This is a genomic window from Streptomyces sp. CC0208 (assembly GCF_003443735.1).
Taxonomy (GTDB): domain Bacteria; phylum Actinomycetota; class Actinomycetes; order Streptomycetales; family Streptomycetaceae; genus Streptomyces; species Streptomyces sviceus.
Window position 1 is genome coordinate 618620 of record NZ_CP031969.1, and the last position, 23342, is coordinate 641961.

The following is a 23342-nucleotide window of genomic DNA, read 5'->3' on the forward strand; positions in this document are numbered from 1 at the left end:
ACGGCACGGCGGCCGAGCACGGCCGCCCTCACGCCGGGGCCGGCTCCCACCCCGCCGGCCGGAGAATCCCCAGCAGCTGCCGCACGAGTTCCTCCACGACCTCGTCCAGCGTCGCGTCCACCCACCCCGCGCTCCAGTCGTGCAGCAGCCCGTTCACGCTGCCGATGAACCCGGTCGCCGCGAGCCGGTAGTCCCGCGGGGCCGCCTCCCCCCGCGCGACGGCCCGGTTCGCCTCGGCGCACACCAGGTCGACCCAGTGCGCCCGACGGGCCAGCCGTTGCTCCTCCAGACGCGGGCTGACGCCGATGATCTCCACGAAGGTGATCCGCACACGGCGGGGATCGGACGTGACGTTCGCCGCGTAGGCGCGGAAGATCGCGGCCGCGCGCTCGGCGAGCGGCAGGTGGTCCGCGTCGGCCACCGCGGCCACCACGGCGGCCGTCGCCCAGTCGTTGACCTCCAGGTGAAGCGCGGCCAGGACGTCCTCGAGGGTGCGGAACTCCTCGTAGAACTGGCGGGTGGAAAGGGCCGCGGCCTCGCTGAGGGCCGCGACGGTCGTGGCGCGGTAGCCGGGTGCGTCCCCGAAGAGCTGGAGGGCCGCGTCCAGGAAACGTCGGCGCCGCTCGGCCTGTCGCTCCGCGGCCGTCTTGCCGCCGTAGCGACCGGTTGGGGCCTTGAGCCTGCCCGTCACCGCACCTCCCATCCGGGCCGGCACGTCCGGCCTTCTCTGTGAGCGCCAAGTTTGTCGCGTACGCAGTCTTGTGGAGAAGGGCCCCCCTTCCTTACTTTTCAGTAAGTTAACTCTGAAAGCACCCGTCTTCAGTTTTGCCGTTTTGGCATGCCCCCGTCATGAGCCGCCAGAGGGAGACCCGTCATGCCTGTTCTCAAACCCAGACACCTGTGTGCCATGGCCGCAGCCGTCGTCCTGACCGTCACCGCCCCCGTGACCGCCGCCTCCGCCGCGGACACCGCCGCCCTGCGCGAGGTGCTGTTCGTGGGCAACAACTGGGACGGCACCGCCGACGTCATCAAGTCCTCCGGCGACCTGGCGAAGATCGGCCGGATCAACGTCGTCCCCGACAAGGACGCACGGATGGCGGAGATCAACGCCGACCCGATCAAGTGGATCTACTTCATGGCGATCCGCAACAGCGTCGGTGAGGGCCACGACCAGTTCGTCGACGACATGTACTCCACGCCGGACGGCAGGTCGGTGGTCGTGTCACGGCCGAGCTTCGCGGACGTGGTGTCGATCGACCTCGCCACCGGGAAGATCAACTGGCGCTTCAAGGTCTCGGGTTACCGCGCCGACCACATGGCGGTCTCCCCCGACGGCACTCGGGTCGCGGTGTCGGCCTCCACCGCCAACACCGTGCACGTGCTGAACATCAACACCGGTCAGCAGCTCGGCTCGTTCGCCACCGGCGACAAGCCGCACGAGAACATCTTCACCCGGGACGGCAAGTACATCTGGAACATGGCGATCGGTGACGTGAACACCGACTCCGACGCCCCGTGGCAGGACTTCACGAAGGGCGACCGGCACATCACGGTGGTCGACGCCACGACCTACAAGCAGGTCAAGATCATCGACATGCGGGACAAGCTGAACGCGATCGGCCTCAAGGACTACTCCGACGCCGTCCGGCCCGCCGTGTTCTCGCCGGACGAGTCCAAGCTGTACTTCCAGGTGTCGTTCTTCAACGGCTTCTTCGAGTACGACGTCGCCACCGACAAGATCACCCGTACGAAGACCCTGCCGAAGAACCCCGCGACCAGCGACGACCGCACCACCATGGTCAACGACTCGCGCCACCACGGCCTTTCGATGAGCCCGGACGGCAGCAAGCTGTGTGTCGCGGGCACGATGGACGACTACGCGACCGTCGTGAACCGCACCACCCTTCAGGAGGGCCCGCTCGTCCCCGCCTCGAAGCCCTACTGGGCGACCGTCAGCGGCGACGGCAAGAGCTGTGTCGTGTCCGAGAGCGGTGCCGACCAGGTCACCGCGATCGACTTCGCGACCGGCCAGAAGACGGTGTCCGTGCCGGTGGGCGACCATCCGCAGCGGGTGCGGCTCGGGCATGTGGCCGCCGACTGGACGAGTCCCTCCTCGTAGCACGAACGCCGGATGCCGCGGCAGGGCCGGTGCCACCTCACTCCTTCCGGAGGCGGCACCGGCCCTGCCGTCCGATGGGGACGGGATCAGCCGAACTTCTGGACCGTCCAGGTCGCGAGTTCCGACTTGGCCGCGCTCAGCACGGATGCCGAGGGCGAGGTCGCCCCGTTGGTCACCAGCGCGTAGTGCAGGACGCCCGAGTCCGAGTCGGTGAGCAGCAGTCGGCGACTGCCCGTGCCGCCCGGTTCGACCGCCGCGCCGACCGGGGTGGACGAGGTGTAGGGCGGCGGGCCGTACACCGTGGCCAGGTCGGAGACGACAGTGGTGGCCGCGGTCGGGAAGGACGCGGGCAGATGGAGTTCGGTGGGCGCCGAGCCGCTTCCCGAGCGCCACACGAGCACCGCGTACTGGCCGGACCCGACCAGCGACGAGACGTTGGGCAGGCTGCTCGGCACCGGGTTCCAGGTCAGTGTCGTGGATCCGTCGCGTGAGCGGTCCTCGTACGTGAAGGCGACCGTGGAGCCGGAGGTGGCGCTCGGGTAGACACGGTCGAGGAGCCGGGAGTCCTGGCGGAGCACCGCCGTGCCCGAGTCGTCGAGCTTCACAGCCGAGAGGTCCTCGTCGTTCCAGGCGTCGCCCGAGGTCATGACCTTGCCGGGATTGTCGTTCATCAACTCGTGGTGACGGCCGTTGTAGAGGTCCCACTGCCACTGCGTGCCGGAGAGGACCGGTCCCGAACCGGCGGGCGTGGACCACCAGTTGGCCCCCTTCACCCGGGAGTCGAGGGCCTGGTACATGGCCTTGAGGACGGTGGGGGCCTTGCCCGCGGTCGAGCCGTTCAGCGGGTGCCCGAACTCGCTGACGACCGCCGTGGTGCCGAGCGCCGAGGCCCGGTCGCGGACCGTGCCGAAGTCGCCGACGTACTGGCCGTCGGAGGCGTTGCCCCACATCAGGATGCCGGAGATGGCCTTCTGGTCGTAGAAGTGGGTGTTGAAGACGTACCGGGAGCCGAGCGTACCGACGTCGAGGAGGCCGCCCTCCTCCTTACTGACGTTGCCGTTCCAGAACAGGTTCGGCTCGACCAGGGCGGGCTTGTCCGTCCAGCCCGCCGCGTCCATCCGGGCCCGGAACTTCACGTAGAAGGGCCACAGCAGGTCGCGTTCCCAGGTGCGGCTGTTCTGTCCGGAGTCGTAGCTGCCGGCGTAGGGCTCGTTGTAGGGGTCGAAGCCGACCACGCCGGCGAACTCCTCGGTGGCGAGGTTCGCCTTGAGGTACGCCATGGTCTTCTGGGCGGTGGCCAGGAAGGAGTCCTGGAGCCCGTACCTGTTGTGCCAGAAGTCGTACTGGCCGGCCTTCACCGCGCCGTTCTGGGTGATGTTCTGGCCCCACATGATGCAGATGCCGCAGGACTCGGCGGGGTAGTTGCCGAGCGCCACGGCCCAGGCGGGGGCGCCGTCGCCGGTGTACCAGCTGCCCGAGTTGAACAGCCAGCGGGAGTACAGGTCCTGGTGGAAGTCGGGGTAGACCCGGATGCCCGCGTCGAGGAACGCGCGCATCTGTGCGGTGGCGTTCGCCAGGTACGTGGTGTCGACCTGGCCCTTCACCGGTTCCGCGTAGGCCCAGGAGAGCAGGAAGCGCACGGAGTTGCCGCCGCCGAGGGCTCTCAGCGCGGTGGCCGACTTCCTGGCGTCGGCGACCGAGGCGAAGGGCAGGCCCTTGTTCTCGGCGAGCTTGGTCTCGCCGGAGACGTTGTAGCCACGCAGCACGACCTCGCGGCCGTTGCCGTCGACGAACCGTCCGTTCTGGACGGTGAGGGGGGTGTCGTCGAACGAGAGGGAGTCGGTGAGGGTGTCGGCGGATGCGGGCCGGGCGCCCGCGACCGTCAGGAATCCACAGAGGACAACCAGAACAACGAGCAGACGTGCGCGTTTATTCGGCATGTCCCTTACAGTCCGGCCATTTCGGTACAACGTCAACACCATCTGACTAATGAGTAAGGTTCACTTTCGTCGCCTCTGCCGCCTCACCCGCCGACTCGACGTGTCACGTTCAACAGATACTCCTGCCGGTTGAGCGGGTTGTGATCACTGCGTGGGCGTCGCGGAACGGTTCCGTGGGAGACCGGCGCGTAGTGGTCGAAGCCGGTCTCCAACTCCCCCTCGCCGCGCGTCAGTCCGGGCAGCCGCTGCTCAAGTCCGTGCACCCGGGCGGCCGGTACCGCGCCCTCCAGGACACACCGGTCGCCCAGGATCTCCGTCGTCTGCGGTACGGCCCGCAGCGCGTCCAGCACCGGCAGCAGGGCGCCGAGGGCGTCGGCCGGGGCCTCGACGCGGAACCGGTGCATCGGCTCGTAGACCCGGGTGCCCGCCCGGCGCAGCGCCTCGACGAGGACCAGCGGGGTCAGGCCCCGGAAGTCGGCTCCGGTGCTGGACATGCTCTTGTCGAAGCCCTGGTGGGCGTGGCTCTGCCGGGGGCAGTAGCCGCAGTGGGTCATGGTCACCGTGCAGTCGGTGACCTGCCAGCCGTCGAGGCCCTGCCCGAGGGTTTCGCGCACGGTGTCCTCGACGGCCTTGAAGAAGGCGTACGGCATGGCGCCGAGCTCCACCTCCAGCCGGAAGGCCACGCCCGAGCCGACCGGTGCCGGGTCGACGCGCAGGCCGACGGTGGCGAGAAAGGGGTTGGCGTCCTTCTTGACGAACTCGGCGGCCGCGCCCGTCCCGGCCGGGCGCTCGATGCACAGGGGCGTGGTCTCGCGGAAGGTGACGTCGAGGCCGAACTCCTCGGCGAGCGTGGCCTGGACGACCTCCTTCTGGACCTCGCCGTAGAGCGAGACGGAGGTCTCCCTGCGGACCTCGTCGTGGCGCAGGTCGATGAGCGGGTCCTGCTCGGCGAGCCGGGTGAGGGCGAGGTGGAGGGACCTGGCGTCCGTGCCCGGGCCCGGCACGACGACCGTTTCGAGCGAGGGCGGGGCGAAGAAGCGGTCGTGGGCCTTGCGGGGTTCGCCGAGGGCGTCGCCGACGCGGATGCCGGTGAGGCCCCAGAGCTTGGCGATCCGTCCCGCCGGGACCGCGTCCCGCTGGGTCTCGGTGCCGCCGTCGAACACGCTGATCGCGGTGACACGGCCCTCGGTGCGCGCCTCGCCGAACGGAACCCGGTCGCGGATGCCAAGGGTGCCGGAGAACAGGCGCGCGTACGCGATCTTCTCCCCCGCGGGGCCCCGTTCGACCTTGAACACCGTGCCGGAGACGGGCCCCTCCCGGTCGCCGTCGGCGGCGGGCAGCAACTCCGTGATGCCGGTGATCAGTTCGGGCACGCCGGCGCCCGTGACCGCCGACCCGAAGTACACCGGGTGCACCAGGGCCTGCCGGGTCTGCGCGACCAGCGCCCCGTGCAGCCGAGCCTCGTCGACCCGCCCCTCGACCCAGGCCGACAGCAGTTCGTCGTCATGGTCCGCGAGGACGTCGTGGGCGCCGGTCCCCGGGAGGAACCGGGCCGCGCGCGTACCGGGTCGGTCCACCGTCCCCATCGGCACGATCGCCGGGGTGAGCCGCTCGGCGACGGCCCGCAGGACATGGTCGTACCGGGCTCCCCGCCGGTCGATCTTGTTGACGAAGAGGAGGGTCGGGATGCGCAGCCGCTGGAGGGTCCGCATCAGGACCCGAGTCTGCGCCTGGACGCCCTCGACGGCCGAGACGACCAGCACGGCGCCGTCGAGCACACCGAGGACGCGCTCCACCTCGGCGATGAAGTCCGGGTGGCCGGGGGTGTCGATGAGGTTGACGGTCATGTCGTCGACCGCGAAGGAGACGACGGCCGACTTGATGGTGATACCGCGCCGCCGCTCCAGCGCGAGGGTGTCGGTCTGTGTGCTGCCGGCGTCGACGCTGCCGAGCTCGTCGATGACTCCGACCGAGTGCAGCAGCCGCTCGGTCAGACTGGTCTTACCGGCGTCGACGTGGGCGAGGATCCCGAGGTTGAGCAGGTGCACGAAGCGTCATGTCCTTTGGAGAGAGGGAGATTCCTTCCGGGATGGACATGGACGCAGTGCGCATTACGGCTCCAGGATCGTGCGACGGCAAGGACACCTGAAGTGCAGCAGGTGCGAGCTCCGGGGGCAACGGATTAACGCTCGACGGGGCGCTCCGCCACCACGAACAGATCCGCACCGGACAGTGCGGGGAGCTGTCGCCGCAAGGTGGGGAGACGGCCCGTCTCCGGAACCGCCACGGGCCGAGTGCCCCCGCTGGAGGGCTCCTGCTGGTGGACGTCAGCGGTTCGATGGCGCCGTACGCCGACGCGCTGCTGGGTACCCGGCTCGGTGAGCCGCTGCTCGAGTTCCTGGACCACTGGGGGTAGCGGGGCACGGCACACGGGGCGGCCGTGGTGGTGCTGTCGGACGGCTGGGAGCGTGGCGATCCGGAGCTGCTCGCGGCCCGGATGCGACGCTTGCACCGGCTGGCGCACCGGGTGATCTGGGCCGATCCGATCAAGGCGCGCCCCGGTTACGCGGCCCTGGCCGCCGGGACGGCGGTCGCGCTGCCGAGCGTGGACGCGTTCGTCGAGGGGCACAGCCTGGCCGCGCTGGAACGTCCGGCGGCGGTGGTGAAAGGAGCCGACGATGCGTGACATCCTCCCGGTGCTGAACGGCTGGTACACGGCAGGGCTGCCGTTCGGACTGGCCACGGTCGTCTCCACGAGCCGCAGCGCACCGCGCGATCCGGGCGCGGCCATGGCTGTCGGCCCGGACGACGAGGTCGTCGGCAGTGTGTCCGGCGGCTGCGTCGAAGGGGCCGTCTTCGAACTGGCCCAGGAGGTCGTGGCGAGCGGCGAGGCCCGCCTGGAGACCTTCGGCTACAGCGACGCGGACGCGTTCGCGGTCGGGCTCACCTGCGGCGGGGAGATCACGCTTCTCGTCCGGTCCGTGACGGCCGCCACCGATCCCGCGTTCGCCGAGATCGCGGAGTCGGTCGCCGCTGGCCGCCCGGTGACCGTGGCGACCGTGGTGGACGGCCCGGCGCCCCGCGGTGCCACGCTCGCCGTGTGGCCCGACCGCGTCGCGGGCACGCTCGGCACCACCGGCCTCGACGTCGCGGTCACCGCCGACGCGCGCGGTGAACTCGCCCTGGGCGCGACCGGGTTGAGGCACTACGGCCCGCGCGGGGAGAGGCGCGAGGACGCGGTCGGGGTCTTCCTGCACTCCTTCGCCCCGCCGCCGCGCATGCTGGTCTTCGGTGCGATCGACTACGCGGCAGCGGTCGCCCGGATCGGCGCCTTCCTCGGCTACCGGGTCACGGTCTGCGACGCCCGCCCGGTCTTCGCCACGCCGAAGCGCTTCCCGGAGGGCGTGGAGGTCGTCGTGGACTGGCCGCACCGCTACCTCGGCGGCACCGAGACCGACGATCGCACCGTGATCTGCGTCCTGACCCACGACCCGAAGTTCGACGTGCCCCTGCTGGAGGAGGCGCTGCGCCGGCCCGCGGCGTACATCGGGGCGATGGGCAGCCGCCGTACGCACGACGACCGGATGAAGCGGCTCACCGAATCCGGGCTCACCGAGGCCGAGCTGTCACGGCTGCGCTCGCCGGTCGGCCTGGACCTGGGGGCCCGTACGCCGGAGGAGGTCGCCGTGTCCGTGGCCGCCGAGATCGTCGCCCTGCGCTGGGGCGGCAGCGGTGCTCCGCTGACGGCGACGGCGGGGGCGATCCATCCGTCTGCGTGAAGACTGTCTGGAGGAAGTCCTGTATGCACCGGTCGCCGAGCGGCCGGCGGCCACCGCCGGATACGACGGAATCGAAAGGTGTGAGGTGCAAAGGTGTGAGGTGCGCCCCAGGGGGTAGGCGGCGAGTACGGGAGAGGGCGTCCGAGCCCTCACCCCGCCTCCGATCGGGAAGGAGGTCCGTGAAAGCGCACACTCGCAGCGTCCGGGCCGCTTCCCTGTACACGGAGCGGCCCGGATCTCATGAGCGCCGGTGGGCCGGTGCGAGCGCGGCGAACAGGGGGACGACGGTCAGGCCCGCGAGCCCGGCCGAGCGGTCCCACACCGCTCTCGGAGGCAAGCCACGCATCAGCCGTGTGAACGACGCTGTACGGTCCGTGGCGGCAGGCGGTGCAGCGTCACGTCCGTGAGACGGCCGTCGGACACGGTGGCCGTCATGTAGGTGCAGTGAGGCTGGCGGCGGCGGTCGGTCGGCGAACCGGGGTTGAGCAGTCGCAGTCCGCCGGGGGCGGTGGTGTCCCAGGGAATGTGGCTGTGGCCGAAGACCAGGACGTCGGCGTCGGGGTACCGGGCGGCGCAGCGGGCCTCGCGCCCCTGGGCCGCACCCGTCTCGTGGACGACGGCGAAGCGCAGGCCGCCCAGCTCGGCGTACGCCACCTCGGGCAGCCTGGCGCGCAGCTCGGGCCCGTCGTTGTTGCCGTAGACCCCGACCAGCCGTGCGCTGCGGCTCTCCAGCAGGTCCAGGGTGGCGGTGTCCACCCAGTCACCGGCATGGAACACCACGTCGACGTGCGGGAGTTCGGCGAGCAGCGGGGCCGGGAGCTGCTTGGCGCGCTTGGGCAGGTGGGTGTCGGACATCAGCAGCAGGCGCACGGCGTCACCCTAGAGGAGTGCGAGGCCGGCGCCGGTCATATGCGGGGCGCGCCCATGCCTGTCTCGAAAGTCCGTGTCGATGTCGCGGAACCGGCGACGCCCGTCTGCCCTCTTCATCCACGCGGTACCACGATCGCGGCGTCGGCCGTCGCCGCCTCGCTGCCGCGGATCCGCCGCACGTCGCGCCGTCGCCCAGGGTGCCGCCGGTCAAGGCAGCCTGCTGCCACGGCACTTGCTCGGCAGCGTTAACATCGGCGCACAACGCGTCGATCCGTGACGCAAGCCACAAGCCACCCAAGGAGTCCGGACACCGATGCCGGTCAAGGTCAGCGTCGTCATCCCCGTCTACAACCCGGGGAACTACATCGAGGACTGCGTCGCCTCGCTGCGCAGGCAGTCCCTGCCCCCGGACGAGTTCGAGGCGATCTTCGTCGACGACGGTTCGACCGACGACACGCCGGCCCGGCTCGACGCGCTGGCCGCCGAGGTCGAGAACATCACGGTCATCCACCAGGAGGCCTCCGGCTGGTCGGGCAAGCCCCGCAACGTCGGCATCGAGACCTCCCAGGGCGAGTTCGTCATGTTCGTCGACAACGACGACTACCTCGGCGACGAGGCCCTGGAGCGGATGTACGACTACGCGGTCGCCAACGGCGCCGACGTGGTCGTGGGCAAGATGGCCGGCAAGGGCCGGGGCGTCCCGGTGGAGCTGTTCCGCCGCAACCACCCCCGTGCCACCGTCGACAACGCCCCGCTGATCGACAGCCTGACCCCGCACAAGATGTTCCGGCGGGCCTTCCTGGACCGGATCGGCCTGCGCTTCCCCGAGGGCAGGCGCCGGCTGGAGGACCACGTCTTCGTCACGGAGGCGTATCTGCGCGCGGACAACGTCTCCGTGCTCAGCGACTACGTCTGCTACTACCACCTCAAGCGCGACGACGCCTCCAACGCGGGCTTCCAGCGCTTCGACCCGGTGGGCTACTTCGCGAACCTGCGCGAGGCGCTCGACGTAGTCGAGAAGTACACCGAGCCGGGGCCGACCCGCGACCGGCTGTTCCGTCGCTGGCTGCGCAACGAGATGGTCGAGCGGATGCGCGGCAGGCGGCTGCTCGCCGCGCCCGAGGACTACCGCAAGGAGCTCTTCACCGAGATCCGCGGTGTGGTCGTCGAGCGCTTCGGACCCGGGGTCGCGGCCGGTCTCCAGCCCACCCAGCAGGTCGTCGCCGCGCTGATCGCCGACGGCCGGCTCGACGACCTGGTCGCCTTCGCCGAGTGGGAGGCCTCCGTCGCTTCCGTCGTCGAGCCGGACGGCGTCGAATGGGACGGGGGTGTGCTGCGGGTCGGCCTGTCCGCCGAGCTCGCGTCCGGCGGTACGCCGATGACGTTCCCCGCCGAGGGCAGCTCCGCCCCGATCACCGAGCCGCCGACCACCGTCGCGGAAGCCGTGGACCGGGTCGGCGCTCACAGTGTGGCCGGCTTCAAGCGCGCCACGGTCGACCTGCTGCTGCGGGAACGCTCCAGCTCCGCCCAGTACTTCCAGCCGGTGGAGTTCACCCGGGAGACCGTTCCGGCGCAGGACGGCCGGGTGCGGCTGGTGCTGCGGGGCACGGCGGCCCTGGATCCGGCCACCGCGGCCGACGGCGGCCCCCTCGACGCCGGGCTGTGGGACGTGTTCGTCCGCGTCAAGCTGGGTGGCTGGACCAAGCAGTCCCGGCTGGGCCCGGTCTCCCTCAAGGGGCGTACGGCCGCGGACGCCGGTGTGACAGGCGGCCGGGTCGTGCTGCCGTACTGGACCGCGAAGCAGGGCACCCTCGCCCTGGACGTCGACATGGCGGGCGAGCGCCTGGAGCTCGGGCGGGTCACGCCCGGGGAGGTCGCGGTCACCGGTGACCGCGTCGAGGTTCCGGTGCCCTTCCACGTGCCCGGTGACACGCCGGTGCTGCTCAAGCTCACCGGTGGTTCCGGCGCCGCGCCCGCCAAAGAGGTGTCCGGCATCCTGCGTCCCCAGGGCTCCGCAGCCCTCCTGGAGGCGGTGCTGCCGTTGGGTGACCTGACCGGAGGGACCTGGCGGGTCGCGCTCAGCCCGGCGCCCGACGCCGAGGAGCCCCGCTTCCATCCGCTGCCGTTCACGCTGCGGGTGAAGGGGGGCAGCGTCCAGGTCGTGGCCGTGCGCCCGCCCCGGCCCGCCGCCGGGCAGCCGCTGGTCCGCAGGGCGAGGCGGCTGGCCGGAAGGCTGGTCCGCCGGCTCAGGGCACGCGGCAAGTAGAAGCGGGCCGAGGGGCGAAACAGAGCCGGGGAGGACGCGGACGCGTCCTCCCCGGCTCACCGCGCTCGGCTCAGCCGGCGTCGCTGAGCTGCTTCAGGCTGGTGCGCAGGTGCTCCCAGCTGCGGTCCCGCTTGCTGCCGCGGTTGCGGGCGTTCACCAGCGGCTTCCAGAAGGCGGCGTCGATCAGCGTCTCCGGCTTGATCGCCACGGTCCGCTCCAGGACCGTCTCCGGCACCTTCTGCGGGTCGGGGACCACGTACTCCGCGATGATCTCGTCGTACTTGTCCTTGAGCACCGTGTTGGTCGGGTCCGCGCCGAAGACCACGAGCTGCCCGGTGGGCTCGGTGTCGACCAGGACCGTCACCAGGTCGGGACGGTAGCGGTTCAGGACCTCGATGACCTTGTAGACGTCACCGGTCCAGGCGTTGGTGTGCCGGTCGCGGGCCGCTTCGTCCACGTTGCGCGGGAGCATGTCGTCGAAGACGATCACGCTGGCCCAGTCCGAGTACTTCTCGACGTTGATGAAGTCACGCAGCGCGTACTCGAACAGGTGCATGCCGTCGATGAACGCCAGGTCGAGCGTGACGTCCTTCCAGTAGCCGAACGGGCTGCGGTTGCGGACGATGTTCCGCAGCGGGTGGCGGCCGCCCTTCAGGTGCTGCAGCGGGTTCTCGCGCGCGAAGAAGTCGTCGCTGGTGGCCTTCGCCAGATGGACGTCGCAGCGGATCTCCGAGACCACCTTGAACGCCGGGTCGATCGCGATGCTCGGTACCCGGGAGAACGTCAGGCTGCGGCCGTCGTTGACGCCGATCTCCAGGTAGTTCCGGTTCGCGCTGGCTTTGTGGAGCCCCCGCAGGAACTCGTGACGTTTCACTGGGAATTCTCCTTGCGGATGTGTGGCAGTGCTTCGTGCAGGGCGGACCGCCGGTCCCGGTGCGAGGCCGACGCGACCTCCGTCCACCGTCGTGCCCTAGGGCGCTGTAGGCGGGGCGTGGTGCGGGCCCGATCACGGCCCCGCTGCTGGTGGGGCCGTCCCGGTCCGGGTCGGCCGAGGTGCCGGGACAGTCCCCGCCCCGGTCCGTACCGGCTGCCCGGGCCGGAACCGGTTTCCGTGGAACATACCTGCTGTGAGCTTCCCATGACAGGACTTCGCGCCGAGGAGCGTGATCCGGAGGGAAAAGACGGGCAAAGTGCCGAAAGACGGAGGGTGACGCTCCGGGTGAGGGGCGCGGTACGGGGCTCGTCGGCACAGACGGGTGCGGCGGCAAGGAGACTCACGAAGAGATCCGCACCTCGCCGTGGTCGCCACGGACGGGACGGTGACGCAGGGGTACGCCCGCCAGGTGCCGACGGGCGTGGGTGATCTCCAACTCGCCTCGCCGGGTCGGCTCGATGGCCCGAACGGCGTCATGGAGCGCGGGCGTGGCCGGATGCACGCCACCGTGGGCGAGGTCGTTCCCGGGCTGCTCCGGCTCTTCCTCCGGGCCGAACCCGGATCTGTCGCCGACGATCACCTGAACCTGGGTGGTCCCCACGTCGGTGAGGTGATCCAGGCCGCCGGGCAGCGCGAGAGCCTTCATCTGCGCCACCCTAGCCCGGATCAGGAAGAACCGGCCATGGCAGGGGGGGTGACTTGGGGGCGGGGGGTGGACGCTCAGTCCTCGCCGCGGAAGATGTTGTCCTCTCCCGTGTGCGCCATGGTGGGTCCGATCCGGTCCGCCACCGCGGGCAGACAGGTCCGCAGCTCTTCCTTGCCGTGCAGGCGGCGGGCCCTGGACCAGCCCGTCTCGGGCCGGCGTGCGACGGATTGCTCAACGGTCTGCGGGGTCACGGTGGTTACCGTCCTTCCATGCTGCCCTCCGGGTCCCCCGAGGAGCGCGGGACAAACGGACCGGGCGGCCCCTCAACCCCCGCCCCGCACACACATTCGTCGAGGAACCGGGGCGCCGGAACTTGACGGCCGGCCGAACCGGCCTGCCCGGCTCAGGTGTTGGGCCGGGCCACGCTGATGTCGCCCAGGGCCGATCCGGGATCGCGTTCCATGGCCGTGTCGCCGAGGGAGACGATGCCGACGGCGTGGCCGTGGTCGACGACCGGGATGCGGCGCACGGCGTGCTCGCGCATGAGCTCGATCGCGTGATCCAGGTCGTCCTCGGGCGTGACGGTCAGCAGGTCGTCGCTGCACGCGCCGGCCACGGTGATCTGTTCCGGGTCGCCGCCCTCGGCGAGGGAGCGCACGACGAGGTCCCGGTCGGTGACCAGACCGCGCAGTTCGTCGCCGTCGGTGACCAGGACGGCGCCGAGGTCCTGGTCGCGCATGATCCTGGCGACGGCCGTCACGGAGGTCTGCGGTTCCACGGTGACCGGGGCGCTGGTCATGATGTCGCTGACGTGCTGAGTCATGACGTACCTCACTGTCTGCGGGGATGGTCCGCTCCGGGTACCCCTCCTCAGCCGTCGAGTGCGATCTCGCTCCACACTTGTTTGCCGCCGCTGACGGGGACACTGCCCCAGGCCGCCGACACGGCCTCGACGAGCAGGATGCCGCGGCCTCCGGTGGCCTCCCAGCCGATGTTGGTGGGCTTGGCGGGGGTGCGCGGCGAGGTGTCGGCGACCGAGACACGCAGGCGCCTCCCGATGAGGGTGAGGTCGAGGCGGACCTGGCCGCCGGTGTGCACGAGGGCGTTGGTGACGAGCTCGGAGACGACGAGCAGAGCGGTGTCCATGGCGTCCTCGCGGACGCCCCAGACGCGCAGGGTGCGCCGGGTGAAGCGGCGGGCGTGCCGGGCGGCCTCGGGGACCCGCCAGACCGTCCAGGTCTCCCGGAGCGGCTGGGTGGCCATGCCGTCGTAACGCAGCAGGAGCAGGGCGACGTCGTCGCTGCGGCGGGCGCCGCCGAGCAGCGCGTCGGCGACGAGGCCGAGGTGGGCGGGGTCGGAGACGGCCAGTCCGTGTGCGAAGCGGTCCATGCCCACGTCGATGTCGGCCTCGGTGGACTCGACGAGGCCGTCGGTGGTCAGGGCGACCAGGGTGCCGGGCCGCAGTCGGAGCGGGGTCATCGGGAAGTCGGCCTGGGCCACCACGCCGAGCGGGGGGCCGCCGTCGCTCTCGGCGATCTCCGTGGTGCCGTCGGGGTGGCGCAGCACCGGCGGCAGATGTCCGGCGCGGACGCACCAGGCGGTGCCCTCCTCCATGTCGAGGTCCACGTAGGTGCAGGTGACGAAGAGGTCGCTCTCCAGGTCCATGAGGAGGCGGTTGGCGTGCGCGACGACGACGTCCGGGGGGTGGCCCTCCACGGCGTAGGCGCGCAGGGCGGTGCGCATCTGGCCCATGAGGGTGGCGGCGGCGGCGCTGTGGCCCTGGACGTCGCCGATGACCAGGGCGACATGGTTGTCGGGCAGGGGGATCACGTCGTACCAGTCGCCGCCCAGCTCCAGGCCCGCGGTGCTGGGCAGATAGCGGGCGACCGCGACCGCGCCGGGCAGTTTGGGCAGACGGCGCGGCAGCAGCTGGCGCTGGAGCATGCCGACGAGTTCGTGCTCGGCGTCCAGGGCGTGGGCGCGCATCAGCGCCTGTCCCGCGAGACCGGCGGAGGCGGTGAGCAGGGCGCGTTCGTCGGCGTCGAAGTGGTGCGGGGTGTCCCAGCCGATGAGGCAGGCACCGGCCATGCGGCCCGCGGCGGGCAGCGGCAGGACGGCGAGGCCGCCGGGGCCGACGTCGGCGAGAGCGGGTTCCAGGACGGTGCCGGCCGGCCAGATCTGGGCGCGGCCCTCCCGCAGGGCGGTGGCCAGGGTGGGCATGGCCCGTACGGGTGCCTCGGGCCACTCGCTGCGCCACTCCAGGCGCCACAGCTCGGGCCAGGACTCCGGTTCGGGCGGGTCGAGGACGGTGACGACGAGCCGTTCGTTCTCCAGCTCGGCGAGGGCGATGCGGTCGGCCCTGAGGGGGGCGCGGAGGGCGGAGACGACGGCCTGGCTGACGTCGCGGACGGTGCCCGCCATGGCGAGGGCGGCGGCCAGGCGCTGCACGCGGGCCACGTCGGTGACGTCGGAGCGCAGGGTGGAGGCGTCGGCGACGGTGCCCACGAGCCGGGAGGGACTGCCCTCGCCGCCGGGCAGCATGCGTCCGCGCAGCCTGAGCCACTTGGGTGGCCCCGACAGCTGGAGGATGCGGAACTCCAGCTCACGGTCGCCGATGGACATGTGGCCTGCCTCGAACAGCGACATCAGCGAGGGCAGGTCCTCGGGGACGGCCAGGCCGAGCAGGGTCTCGACCTTGCCGTCGAAGGAGGCCCGGTTCATGCCGAACAGCTCCAGGATCCCGTCGCCCACCTCGATGCGGCCGGTGTCCATGGCAAGGCTGAAGGCGTCGGAGCGCGGTTCCGTGCCTTCCGGGGCGGGGACGGGCACGGGGCAGACGACCGCGCCGGCGATCAGTTCGAGGCACTTGCGGTCCTCGTCGTCGAAACCGTGCGGGTCCTCGCTGACGGCGACGAGACAGGCCCCGCCGTCGTCACCGTGCGCGGGCAGCACGGCCAGGTGGACGTCCCGCCGGGCCACCCTGCGGGACTCGGCGCAGGTGGCGAGCTCCTCCGGGCCGAGGAAGACCGGCCGGCCCGAGCGGTACGCGTGGGCGGGCGGGGAGTCGCCGGAGCCCGAATAGCTGTCGCGCAGCCCGTACACCGTCTGGGGGACGCCGGCCGACTCGACGAGGTACAGCAGGTCGCCGTCCGCACCGGGCCGGTACACGGCGGCGAGGGTCGCCCCCGTGAAGACGAGCGCCTGTTCCAGGACGCGGCGCAGCCTTTCCGGCGATTCGGGACCGTTCATGAGCGAGGTCAGGGCGTTTTCGGCACGCAGCGTTCTCGTTCTGCGTCCCGTAGCGCCCTCACTCACCACTTGGCCATTACAGCGCTAATACGGCACGTGCGCAGCCCCTGTGAGCGTTCGGTGGAGCGCCGGCGGCCCACGCACTCGAAACCCCTCGAACACATCTTGACGCATGCGTTTCGCACGGTGATCTCGTGACAGCCGTGACTGTCCGTGGCCGCCTCCCCGCTGGAAGGCTCTGGGGTGGGCCAAGAAGGGGGACGCATGGACAAGCGCTACGAGGTGTACGCGCTCGCCGACAGACACTTCTACGAGACGCCCGACCGGATCTCCGCCGGTGAGACGCCCGTCTACGAGACGGCGCGCCGCGCGGTGCCGGCCGGCTGGGACTCGGCACGCATCGGTGACTGGCTGACGCTGACGCCGCTCGGCGCGGACGGGAAGCCGGCGCCGGGGCCGTCGCAGGGCTGGAAGATCCACGCCTCGGCCACCCGGGCGAACGCGGAGCGGATCGCCGCGATCGTGTGGGACTACTGCGTGCCCCGGCGCATCTCGTTCAAGTTCGTGCCGGGCCCGCATCTGCTGCACCTGCGCAACACCAAGTACGCGGCCCGCGACACCAGCGGCAAGTTCGTCACCATCTACCCGGCCGACGAGGAGCAGCTGCACGACGTGCTCCGTGAGCTGGGCAAGCTGCTGGAGGGCTTCGAGGGGCCGTACATCCTCACCGATCTGCGCTGGGGTGAGGGCCCGCTCTACGTCCGCTACGGCGCGTTCGCGCGCACCTTCGTCGTCGACGACCGGGGCTCACTGGTGCCGGCGGTGCGGGACGGCGCGGGCAAGCTGGTGCCGGACCGGCGGGAGCCGTCCTTCCAGGTGCCCGAGTGGGTGACGCTGCCCCCCTTCCTGGAGCCCCATCTGGAGGCACGCAACACCACGACGGTCGGCGAGCTGCCGTACAAGATCGAGAAGGCGCTGCACTTCTCCAACGGCGGCGGGGTCTACACGGGCACCGACACCCGCGACGGGCGCAAGGTCGTCCTGAAGGAGGGCCGGCCGCACGCGGGACTGGCCGCCGACGGGGCGGACGCGATCGCCCGCCTTGAGCGGGAGAAGGACGCCCTGGTACAGGTGGCGGGAACGGGCGTGGTGCCCGAGGTTCGGGACTGGTTCACCCTCGGCGACCACCGGTTCCTCGTCATGGACTTCCTTGAGGGGCGCCCGCTCAACTCGTTCTTCGCCGAGCGCCATCCACTGCTCGGTCCCGACCCCGATCCGCAGGCCGTCGCCGACTACACGGCGTGGGCGGTGCGCATCCACGGGGCGGTGGAGCGGGCTGTGGAGGCGGTGCATGCGCGCGGGATCGTCTTCAACGACCTGCACGTCTTCAACATCATGGTCGGACCCGACGAGGAGTCGGTCTCCCTGCTCGACTTCGAGGCGGCGGCGCCGGTCGAGGAGAACGGCCGCCAGGTGGTCGCCCACCCCGGCTTCTTCGCCCCGCCGGACCGCAAGGGCATCGACGTCGACCGCTACGCCCTGGCCTGTCTGCGGATCGCCCTGTTCCTGCCCGTGACCACGCTGTTCGTGGTCGACCGCGGGAAGGCGGCCCATCTGGCCGAGGTGATTCTGCGTCAGTTCCCGGACGTGCCGAAGGAGTTCCTCGACGAGGCGGTCGCGGAGATCACCCGGGACATCACCACCGACACCGACGGCGGGCGTACGACCCCGAGCGCGGTGCCGTCCTTCGTCGAACCCGGCGACTGGCCCTACAGCCGCGACTCCATGGTCAAGGCGCTCCTCGCCTCGGCCACCCCGGAGCGCGAGGACCGGCTCTTCCCCGGTGACATCACGCAGTTCAACGACGGCGGCGGCCTCGGGCTCGCCCACGGCGCGGCCGGGGTGCTGTACGCGCTGGACGCGGTCGGCGCGGAGCGGTACGAGGAGGGCGAGCGCTGGCTCCTGGCCCGCACCGCGCCCCCGCCCACGGGCACACCGCTCGGGCTGTACGACGGTCTCGCGGGCGTCGCCCACGTCCTGGACCGGCTCGGGCACCGGCAGCGCGCCCTCGACCTGGTGGAGCGCGTCCTGGCGGAACGCTGGCAGAACCTCGCCTCCGACCTGCACGGCGGCCTGGCCGGTCTCGGCCTGGTCCTCGCCGAACTGGCCCGCACGACGGGCGAGTCGGAGCTGCGGGACCGTGCCGCCGAGGCCGCCGACGTCCTCGTACGACGGCTCGCGCAGCCCCCCGCGGACACCAAGCGGCGCCGGGCCGGGCTGCTGAAGGGGTGGACCGGGCCCGCGCTGTTCCTGCTGCGGCAGTACGAACACACCGGTGAGCCCCTGCTGTTGAGGGCGGCCGAGGTGGCGTTGCGCAGGGATCTGGAGTGCTGTGTCACGCATCCGAGCGGCTCGCTGGAGGTCGACGAGGGCTGGCGGACACTGCCCTACCTCGGCGAGGGAAGCGCCGGCATCGGGATGGTGCTGGACGACTACCTCGCCCAGGGCGCCGACACCGAGGGCGAGTTCGAGCGGGCGCGGGCCGGCGTGCTGACCGCCGCCACCAGCCGTTTCTACGTCCAGCCCGGCCTGTTCCAGGGCCGTGCCGGGATGATCCTGCACCTCGCCCGCACGGACACCCCCGGCGCGACCCGCGAGCGGCTCGCCGAACAGATCGACGGGCTCGGCTGGTTCTCGATGGACTACCAGGGCCAACTGGCCTTCCCGGGCCACCAGATGATGCGGCTGTCGATGGACCTGGGCACCGGAACGGCAGGGTGCCTGCTCGCGCTCGGCGCGGCCCACGCGGCCCCCGGCGCCCCGACGACCGCGCACCTGCCGTTCCTGCCGCCGCTCCGGCGGCCCCACAAACGCGGTTCCGCGATCTGACGGAGCCGTGACCCAACCCCGTCCCCACGGGTGGACGACACCGAGGAAAGGAAACCGAGATGGCACTTCTCGACCTGCAGACGATGGAGTCCGACGAGCACACCGGCGGCGGCGGCAACAGCACCCTGAGTCTGCTGTCCTGTGTCAGCGCCGCGAGCGTCACGCTCTGTCTCTGACAGACATCGTGCGCCCATGACTCCGGGCGGTCCATTCCCGCGAGGGAGGGGCCGCCCGGGGTTCTGCACACCTCCGGAAGGCCGCCGTATGACGACTCCCACCTCGCCGCCGGCCACGCACGGCCTCCTGGGTCCGGCCCCCGCCCGCTGTCTGCTGCTGTGCCTGGTGAGCACGGCGGCGACCGGCGTCGGGCTGCTGCTGCCCGCGGCCCTCGGCCGCACCCTGGACCTGCTGCTGGCGCAGGTGCCGGCGACCCGCTGGGTCCTGTGCTGCGCCGCGCTGGTCCTCCTGATCGCGCTGCTCGACGCCGCGGAGACCGTTCTCGGCGGCACCCTCGACGCCCGCACCACCGCCTGGCTGCGCCGCCGCCTCACCGGTCACGTCCTGGCCGTCGGCCCGCGCGCCACCGCCCGCTTCGGGCCCGGGGACCTCGTCGCCCGCCTGGTCGGCAACGCCGCACAGGCCGGCACGGCACCGACCGCCCGCGCCGCCCTGCTCGCCGCGCTCGCCGGGCCGGTCGGCGGCGTCGTGGCCCTCGGCCTCATCTCCCCCTGGCTCGCGGCCGTGTTCCTGGCCGGAGCACCGGTGCTCGCCCTGCTGCTGCGCGCCTTCGCCCGGGACACCCGGGAATGCGTGACGCGCTACCAGGAGGTGCAGGGGCGGATCGCGCAGGCCCTCTCGGAGGCCGTCGGCGGACACCGCACCATCCGGGCCGCGGGGACGGAGGACCGGGAGACGGCCCGCATCCTGCGCCCGCTGCCCGAGCTGTCCGAAGCCGGTCACCGCATGTGGCGGGTGCAGGGCCGGGCCTCGGGCCAGTCCGTCGCCGTGGCCCCGCTGCTCCAGCTCGGTGTCCTCGCCGTGGCCGGGGTCCTGCTCGCCCGGCACCGCATCACGGTGGGCGAGGTCCTCGCCGCCTCCCGGTACGCGGTCCTCGCCACCGGCGTCGGTGTCCTGGTGGGCCGGCTCGCCGGACTGGCCCGGGCCCGGGCGGCGGCCGGGCGTCTGGACGAGGTCCTCGCGGAACCGGCCGTCCGGCACGGCGAGCGCAGGCTGCCGCCCGGGCCCGGGCGCCTCGAACTGCGGGGCGTCACCGCCCTGCGCGGCGCGCGTGCGGTGCTCGACGGGGTCGACCTCGTCGTACCGGGCGGGACGACCCTCGCGGTGGTGGGCCGCTCGGGGGCGGGCAAGTCCCTGCTCGCCGCGGTCGCCGGGCGCCTCGCCGAACCGGACGCCGGGGAGGTCCTGCTCGACGGGGTGCCGCTGCGCGAGCTCACCCACGACGACCTGCGCCGCTCGATCGGCTACGCCTTCGAACGCCCCGCCCTGCTCGGCGGCACCGTCGAGGAGGAGATCGGCCTCGCCCTCCCCTCCCCCGCCCCCGCCCGCATCCGGGAGGCCGCCCGCACGGCCCACGCGGACGATTTCGTGCGCCGACTGCCCGACGGTTACGACACCCTCGTCGCCGACGCACCGCGCTCCGGCGGGGAGTCCCAACGGCTCGGTCTCGCCCGGGCGTTCGCCCACGGCGGCCGGCTGCTCATCCTCGACGACGCCCTCTCCAGCCTCGACACGGTCACAGAGGCGCGCATCGCCGAGGCCCTGGTGAGCGGCGGGGCGGGCGGCACCCGCCTGCTCGTCGCCCACCGCACCGCCACGGCGGCCCGCGCGGACGCGGTGGCCTGGCTGGACGGGGGGCGCGTGCGGGCGGTGGGACCGCACGAGGAGCTGTGGCGGCTGGCCGAGTACCGGGCGGTGTTCGGGGGCGGGGCGGACACCGCGGACGAGGGGCTGTCATGAGCGAGGGCTCGGCACCCGGCGGGATCTACGGGCGCGGTCTGCGGTACCTGCGGGCCCGGTGGCGGGTTCTCGTCCGGCTCGGCGGGTGGTCCGTGCTGGAGACCGGGCAGACCTTCCTCACCGGGTACGCGCCCGCCCGTGCCCTGGACGAGGGGTTCCTGGCCGGGCGGCCCGGCATCGGACTCGGGTGGCTCGGGGTGGCCGGGATCGGCGTGCTGGTGGGCGCCCTCGGCACGGTGCGGGTGTACGCCGCCGTCGCCGCGTTGGTCGAGCCGCTCCGGGACGTCCTGGTCGGGCGGGTCGTGGAGCGCGGGGTGCGGGAGGCGGACGCGGGGGCGCTGTCCGGGCTGACCCAGCAGGTGGAGATCGCCCGGGACACCTTCGCCGGGCTGGTGATGGTGTCGCGCTCGTTCGTGTTCACAGCCGTCGGCGCGGTCGTCGGACTGGCCTCGCTCGACCCGCTGCTCCTGCTGGTCGTGATGCCACCGCTCGCCGCCGGACTGGGCCTGTTCGCGGCCACGTTGCGTCCGCTGGCCCGCCGCCAGGAGGACTTCCTCGTCGCTGACGAGGCGCTGGCGGACGGTCTCGGCAGGGTCTGCCCGGGGCTGCGGGACATCACGGCGGCCGGCGCGGAGGACCGGGTCGCCGCCGACACGGGCCGGCAGGTCGACACCGAACAGCGGGCCGCGTACGCGCTCACCCGCTGGTCCGTCCTGCGCGTGGCCTCCCTCGCCCTCGGCGGCCAGCTCCCGATCGTCCTCCTCCTCGCCTGCGCTCCCTGGCTCCTGGCCCGCGGGGTCACCACGGGCGCCCTGGTCGGCGCCCTGGCCTACGTCACCCAGTCCCTCCTGCCCGCCCTGCACAACCTCGTCCACGGCCTGGGCACGAGCGGCTCCCGGCTGGTGGTGGTGCTGCGGCGACTGGTCCGCGAGCCCGCAGCCGCGCCGGCCGAAGGAGGGCAGGTCGTGGCGGCCCCGGGCGGGCAGGTCGCGGCAGGGGAACCACACGGCACTCCCGCGCCGCAGGGTCGCGCGGACACGCCCGGTCCGGAGGACGACCCCACCGACGCGAAGCCCGCCGACCGGTACGGCCCCGGCAGCGCACCCCACCCGACAGACCGAGCCCCCGCCCTCTCCCTCACCGCCGTCTCCTTCGCCTACGGTCCCGCCGCCACCCCCGTCGTCGACCGCCTCGACCTGTGCCTGCCGGCCGGCTCCCACCTGGCCGTCGTAGGCCCCAGCGGGATCGGGAAGTCCACGCTCACCGGTCTGATCGCCGGCCTGCTTCAGCCCACCGGCGGAAGCATCCGGCTGTGCGGACACCCCGTGCCCTCCCCCGACGCGGCCGCCCTGCGCGTGCTCATTCCGCAGGAGGCGTACGTCCACACCGGCACCCTCGCCGAGAACCTCGGGCATCTGCGGACGGACCCGGTGCCCGAGGTGGAGCTGCTCGCGGCGGCGGAGGCCGTCGGGCTGGCCCCGCTCCTCGAGGCGCTCGGCGGGCCGCGGGCGAGCGTCGACCCGGCCGCCCTGTCCGCCGGTGAGCGGCAGCTCGTGGCGCTGGCCCGGGCTTATCTGTCGTACGCCCCCCTCGTTCTGCTCGACGAAGCCACCTGTCATCTGGACCCCCGGGCCGAGGAGCGCGCCGAGCGGGCCTTCGCGAACCGGCCCGGCACCACGCTGGTGGTCGTCGCCCACCGCATCAGCTCGGCCCGCCGTGCCGGCCGAGTGCTGCTGATGGACGGCTCGCGCACGGCGTACGGCACCCACGACGAGCTGGTGCGCGACTCGCCCGCGTACCGCGAACTCGTGGGCGGCTGGACCGCCGTACCCCCGAAGCGGTCAGAGCCAGCCCTGCCCCTGGGAGATGCGGATCGCGTCGATGCGGTTGCGGGCCCCGGTCTTGCGGGTGATCGCGGCCATGTAGTTGCGCACGGTCCCGTGCGACAGGCACAGGTCCCCCGCGATCTCCGCGATGGAGGCCCCCTCGGCCGCGAGGGATAACACGCTCAGCTCCCGTCTGGTCAGCGGCATCTCCGCGGCCTGGAGGAAACCGAAGCCCAGCGACTCATCGACGAAACGTTTCCCCTCGGCGACCCGGCGGATTCCGCGCACGAGCCGCTCCGGCGCCGCCCCCTCCTTGTCCACGTACCCGAGCGCCCCCGCGTCGACGGCCCGCTTCAGCAGGCCCGGCCGGTTGGCGCTGGCCATCACGAGCAGGCGCGGCGGCCTGCGGTCCGGCTCGCGCACGGCTAACTCCCCCAGCGGCGGGATGCCGTACGCGTCCGTGCAGTCGAGGTCGGCCGCACAGACGTCGGGCCGCACGGTCCGCAGACGACCGGGTGCGCTGTGCCACGGGGTGTCGAACACCCCGAGATCGGGTTCCCGGCGGAGCCACTCCGCCAGGGCCGATCTCACCAGACACGCGTCGTGCACCAGAAGCACCCGGATCACTGTTCGTCCCCCTCGATTCGCCGTACTTGGTTGCGTGGGCATGAAACGCGTGCCCCATTGTTCGGGTCCCGGACCGACCTCGGGCGCGAAGAATTGGCCATCAGGGTGCGCGGGGGCGCACGAGAGGCGCCCGTGTGCCGTGGCGCGCTTCGACTGGGGGGCATGGTCCGGGGCCGAGGGGGTACACAGCCGTCCTCGCCGTCGCACGGGCACTCGTGTG

The 23342-nt window shown here is 72.2% G+C and carries 16 protein-coding genes and 2 pseudogenes; 8 read left to right on the forward strand and 10 right to left on the reverse strand.

Annotated features, from left to right (window positions below):
* Nucleotides 1-28: 28 nt before the first annotated feature.
* The gene (locus tag D1369_RS02890) at nt 29-691 is read right to left on the reverse strand and encodes a TetR family transcriptional regulator (RefSeq protein ID WP_118083109.1); all 663 of its coding nucleotides are present in this window, start codon (nt 689-691) and stop codon (nt 29-31) included.
* Between the two features lie 183 nt (nt 692-874).
* Between D1369_RS02890 and D1369_RS02895 the strand changes: the two genes are divergently transcribed.
* Entirely contained in the window at nt 875-2119 is a 1245-nt protein-coding gene (locus D1369_RS02895) for a YncE family protein (protein WP_007386642.1), read from the forward strand.
* 86 nt (nt 2120-2205) lie between these two features.
* Here D1369_RS02895 and D1369_RS02900 read toward each other — a convergent pair whose 3' ends face one another.
* Both D1369_RS02900 and D1369_RS02905 read right to left on the reverse strand, forming a co-directional pair.
* Entirely contained in the window at nt 2206-4059 is a 1854-nt protein-coding gene (locus D1369_RS02900; protein ID WP_007386641.1) for a cellulase family glycosylhydrolase, read from the reverse strand.
* Between the two features lie 83 nt (nt 4060-4142).
* A complete protein-coding gene (locus D1369_RS02905; protein ID WP_007386640.1) occupies nt 4143-6107 on the reverse strand; it encodes a TetM/TetW/TetO/TetS family tetracycline resistance ribosomal protection protein in 1965 nt (654 codons plus the stop codon).
* Between the two features lie 169 nt (nt 6108-6276).
* Between D1369_RS02905 and D1369_RS02910 the strand changes: the two are divergent.
* Both D1369_RS02910 and D1369_RS02915 read left to right on the forward strand, forming a co-directional pair.
* Nucleotides 6277-6745 (forward strand): annotated as a pseudogene (locus D1369_RS02910) (VWA domain-containing protein); the annotation flags it as partial.
* Nucleotides 6738-7838, forward strand: a complete 1101-nt coding sequence (locus D1369_RS02915) for an XdhC/CoxI family protein (protein WP_007386638.1) — start codon at nt 6738-6740, stop codon at nt 7836-7838. The pseudogene D1369_RS02910 and the gene D1369_RS02915, both read left to right, overlap by 8 nt.
* 345 nt (nt 7839-8183) lie before the next feature.
* Here D1369_RS02915 and D1369_RS02920 read toward each other — a convergent pair whose 3' ends face one another.
* Nucleotides 8184-8708 carry a metallophosphoesterase gene (locus D1369_RS02920; RefSeq protein ID WP_037902353.1) on the reverse strand — a complete coding sequence of 175 codons (525 nt, stop codon included), beginning with the start codon at nt 8706-8708 and terminating at the stop codon, nt 8184-8186.
* Nucleotides 8709-9021: 313 nt separating this feature from the next.
* Between D1369_RS02920 and D1369_RS02925 the strand changes: the two genes are divergently transcribed.
* Complete coding sequence (locus D1369_RS02925; protein WP_118082231.1) at nt 9022-10974, forward strand: glycosyltransferase family 2 protein; 1953 nt, start codon at nt 9022-9024, stop codon at nt 10972-10974.
* 70 nt (nt 10975-11044) lie between these two features.
* On the opposite strand, the gene D1369_RS02930 is transcribed toward D1369_RS02925, so the two are convergent.
* From D1369_RS02930 to D1369_RS02945, 5 genes are all read right to left on the reverse strand, one after another.
* A complete protein-coding gene (locus tag D1369_RS02930) occupies nt 11045-11848 on the reverse strand; it encodes a class I SAM-dependent methyltransferase (protein WP_037902350.1) in 804 nt (267 codons plus the stop codon).
* Nucleotides 11849-12248: 400 nt separating this feature from the next.
* Complete coding sequence (locus D1369_RS02935; protein ID WP_037902349.1) at nt 12249-12554, reverse strand: hypothetical protein; 306 nt, start codon at nt 12552-12554, stop codon at nt 12249-12251.
* A 74-nt stretch (nt 12555-12628) separates the two neighbouring features.
* The gene (locus D1369_RS42790; RefSeq protein WP_007386633.1) at nt 12629-12805 is read right to left on the reverse strand and encodes a hypothetical protein; all 177 of its coding nucleotides are present in this window, start codon (nt 12803-12805) and stop codon (nt 12629-12631) included.
* Nucleotides 12806-12957: 152 nt separating this feature from the next.
* Nucleotides 12958-13377 (reverse strand): CBS domain-containing protein, encoded by a 420-nt coding sequence (locus tag D1369_RS02940; RefSeq protein ID WP_037902347.1) that lies wholly within the window; start codon nt 13375-13377, stop codon nt 12958-12960.
* 47 nt (nt 13378-13424) lie between these two features.
* On the reverse strand, nt 13425-15872 hold the full coding sequence (locus tag D1369_RS02945) for a SpoIIE family protein phosphatase (protein WP_118082232.1): 2448 nt from the start codon (nt 15870-15872) through the stop codon (nt 13425-13427).
* A gap of 195 nt (nt 15873-16067) precedes the next feature.
* On the opposite strand from D1369_RS02945, the gene lanKC reads away from it, so the two are divergent.
* From lanKC to D1369_RS44705, 4 genes are all read left to right on the forward strand, one after another.
* Nucleotides 16068-18692 (forward strand): class III lanthionine synthetase LanKC, encoded by a 2625-nt coding sequence (gene lanKC, locus D1369_RS02950; protein WP_118082233.1) that lies wholly within the window; start codon nt 16068-16070, stop codon nt 18690-18692.
* A gap of 59 nt (nt 18693-18751) precedes the next feature.
* Nucleotides 18752-18868 (forward strand): SapB/AmfS family lanthipeptide, encoded by a 117-nt coding sequence (locus D1369_RS02955; RefSeq protein ID WP_020117173.1) that lies wholly within the window; start codon nt 18752-18754, stop codon nt 18866-18868.
* 88 nt (nt 18869-18956) lie between these two features.
* Nucleotides 18957-20669 carry an ABC transporter ATP-binding protein gene (locus tag D1369_RS02960; protein WP_118082234.1) on the forward strand — a complete coding sequence of 571 codons (1713 nt, stop codon included), beginning with the start codon at nt 18957-18959 and terminating at the stop codon, nt 20667-20669.
* Nucleotides 20666-22672, forward strand: a complete 2007-nt coding sequence (locus D1369_RS44705) for an ABC transporter ATP-binding protein (protein ID WP_346426730.1) — start codon at nt 20666-20668, stop codon at nt 22670-22672. Before D1369_RS02960 ends, D1369_RS44705 begins: the two co-directional genes overlap by 4 nt.
* Here the strand turns inward: D1369_RS44705 and D1369_RS02970 are convergent.
* A pseudogene (locus D1369_RS02970) lies at nt 22595-23164 on the reverse strand (response regulator transcription factor); the annotation flags it as partial. The gene D1369_RS44705 and the pseudogene D1369_RS02970 overlap by 78 nt on opposite strands.
* Nucleotides 23165-23342 lie beyond the last annotated feature (178 nt).